Source organism: Bacillus sp. ES1-5 (genome assembly GCF_022487605.1).
Lineage (GTDB): Bacteria > Bacillota > Bacilli > Bacillales > Bacillaceae_G > Bacillus_A > Bacillus_A wiedmannii.
Map to the genome: position 1 here is coordinate 1 of NZ_JAKVPU010000027.1, position 2,463 is coordinate 2,463.

General features: G+C 33.3%; 2 protein-coding genes. Both read left to right on the forward strand.

Going from position 1 to position 2,463, the window contains the following annotated elements:
- The first annotated feature begins 277 nt into the window (after window positions 1–277).
- Window positions 278–1,237, forward strand: coding sequence for an alpha/beta hydrolase (locus MKO96_RS29045; RefSeq protein WP_240589333.1), 960 nt, complete (start codon window positions 278–280; stop codon window positions 1,235–1,237).
- 184 nt (window positions 1,238–1,421) lie between these two features.
- Window positions 1,422–2,153, forward strand: coding sequence for a DsbA family oxidoreductase (locus tag MKO96_RS29050; RefSeq protein ID WP_240589334.1), 732 nt, complete (start codon window positions 1,422–1,424; stop codon window positions 2,151–2,153).
- The last annotated feature ends 310 nt before the right edge of the window (window positions 2,154–2,463 follow it).

Consider the following 2,463-nt stretch of genomic DNA (forward strand, 5'->3'; position numbering starts at 1 on the left):
GGACCTTGTCCCTGTGAGAGTAGGACGTCGCCAAGCAACTTTAAGACGAGTCAGAATGACTCGTCTTTTTTGTGTTTTAAACTTCTTATCAGCCTCAAGTAAGTAATCCTTATTCTTTTGATCCTCTCATATTCATTTTCTTTCATCATTTTTGATGTGTAGTTTAAGATTTTCTATTTTATTTTTTGTAGAAACAATCTGTCGGTGTGTTAAAATAGTGCAGTTGTTTTTTGAGTACTTGAATATAAGAAGATTTAATTTTGAAAAAGGAGATAATATGAAAAAGATAGGTGTAATTACTATAGTAGTTTTAGTCCTTCTAGCAATTACTTATATGACAGTCGGGAATTATTTTTATAATTATGCGTTGAATGCGAAACAAGAGAAAGAATTTTTAGAGGATAATCCTCACTTAGTGGAAACAGTGAATGCATCGGGAGGTGTGTTTGCTACAAATGAAGAAAAGGATGCGAGCTTTGTCTCAAATCATAAACCTAATACACTACACATAAATTCTTTTGATAAGTTGAAATTAACAGGTTATGAATATATGAATGAACAATCTAGTCATAAATGGGCAATTGTAGTTCATGGATATGATAGTAAGGCATCGAAAATGACGAAATATATCCGGAATTTTTATGAAGAAGGATATAACGTCATAGCGCCAGATCTTCGTGGGCATGGAAATAGTGAAGGCGATTATATAGGGATGGGCTGGCACGATCGTAAAGATATTTTGATTTGGATTCAACAAATTGTAAAGAAAGACCCTAATGCTGAAATAGCACTCTTTGGTGTTTCAATGGGAGGAGCAACTGTAATGATGACTTCAGGTGAAGAGTTACCTTCTAACGTTAAAGTTATTATTGAAGATTGTGGATACTCAACTGTTATTGATGAATTTACGTATCAACTAAAAGATTTATTCCATTTGCCAAAGTTTCCTGTTATGAATGCGGCAAATACAGTTACAAAATTAAGAGCTGGATATGATTTAGAAGAAGCTTCAGCTATAAAACAAGTAGCGAAAAGTAAAACACCGATGCTATTTATTCATGGGGATGCTGATACATTCGTTCCTTATGAAATGTTAGATGAAGTATATAATGCTGCAAAAGTAGAAAAAGAGAAATTAATTGTTCCAGGTGCTGGACATGGAGAAGCCGAGAAGGTAGATTCGAATAAATATTGGAATACCGTATGGAAGTTCGTGGGGAGATACATTCCAGCGTAATTAGATTGTTTTAGATTTGTATATACGATAATCAGAAGGAAATGTTTTTATACTTTTGATTATCGTTTTTTCTATTTAAAAACTCATTTTAGTTTGTAGTATATAAGGTTTGAAGCATAAATTTTTGAATTCCTTATTGCCAGTGCTACAATAATTGAAAACTACATATTAATGAGGTGTTTCTATGAAAATTGAAGTATGGTCAGATTTTGTATGCCCATTTTGCTATATTGGGAAACGTAGATTAGAAATGGCTTTAGAGCAATTTCCGCATAAGAAGGATGTTGAAGTCGAGTTTAAAAGTTTTGAATTAGACCAAAATGCTCCAATCTATTCTGGAACAAGTATTAATGAAGTACTTGCATCAAAGTATGGGATTAGTATTGAAGAAGCTGAGCGTAATAATATACAATTAGGCAATCATGCAGCTAGTATGGGTTTAAGTTTTAATTTTGAAGAGATGAAGCCGACGAACACTTTTGATGCGCATCGTCTTGCCAAATTTGCAAAGGATCAAGGGAAAGAAAAAGAAATTACGGAAAATCTACTTTTTGCATATTTCACTGAATCGAGAAATTTAAGTGATGTGGATACACTTGCTACTATTGCTGAAGCCTCAGGTTTAGATAAAAAAGAAGCTTTACGTGTTATTAATGATAAAGGTGCATATGCAAATGATGTTAGAATTGATGAAGCGATTGCTCAGCAATATCAAATTTCAGGAGTACCTTATTTTATTATTAATCAAAAGTATGCTATTTCAGGTGCGCAACCACTAGAAACTTTTGTTGGTGCACTTCAACAAGTGTGGGAAGAAGAGAATCCTGCACCTAAGTTACAAGAGCTTTCTTCAGAGGGTGGAAGCGATATGTCTTGTACGGATGAAAGTTGTTCGGTCCCTTCAAAAGAACAATAGTTTTTATGAAGGAATAGCAACCCATAGAGTATTTTATGGGTTGCTTATCTATTCTTATAGAAGAGGTATATAAATAGATAAATTAATAACGTAAATAGGATTTATAAAAAATGAAGTTTTTTATAAAAACATATTGACGATTGTAGGTTAGAGGTGTAATATAGAACAAGTCGCCGATGCAATAACGCAGAACGCGGCAAACGAAATGAAAAACTTAGTTGACATTGAAAGATGAAGATGTTAACATAAGGAAGTCGCAAATGAGCGACTAAGTAGTTCTTTGAAAACTGAACGAAACAAACAACGTGAA